The sequence below is a fragment of the Streptomyces sp. DH12 genome, from assembly GCF_020873895.1.
Lineage (GTDB): Bacteria > Actinomycetota > Actinomycetes > Streptomycetales > Streptomycetaceae > Streptomyces.
Window position 1 is genome coordinate 1 of sequence record NZ_JAHWGT010001183.1, and the last position, 440, is coordinate 440.

The following is a 440-nucleotide window of genomic DNA, read 5'->3' on the forward strand; positions in this document are numbered from 1 at the left end:
CTGGGGCCGGCGGTGCCGTTCGTGCTCGGGGCCGTGCTGATCCGGGTCCCAAGTCCCGCTCCGCCGACACCCCGTGAGTCGCTCCTGGTCGGCGGCATCACGGCGGGCGACACCATCGCCTGCTGCACGGGGACGTGGTGTACCCGCGGCTGCCGGAGACGGCTCACGCGTCGGCGCAGCGCTGAGCGGACGCCTCGTCGGGCACCAGTTCGCCGTCGCCGCCCGAATGCGTGACGGTGTCCGGTTCTTCGTGTGGCCCGGCGCCGTCCCGGAGCACAGGCGGCCCTGGTGCACCGCCCTCCACGAGCGTGCCGCTCTCCTTCACCGGGGCCCGCTCGGGATCCATCACGGCATCGGTCGCCCGGACGGCCTCCGACAGCGTCGTCTGGGCCCGGCCGTCGGCCAGCGGGGTCACCAGGTGCTGCGCGGCGCCGAAAGCG

General features: G+C 75.0%; 1 pseudogene. It reads right to left on the reverse strand.

The features are described 5' to 3' along the window. Positions 1 to 163: 163 nt before the first annotated feature. Positions 164 to 440, reverse strand: a pseudogene (locus tag LPA54_RS39150) (hypothetical protein); the annotation flags it as partial.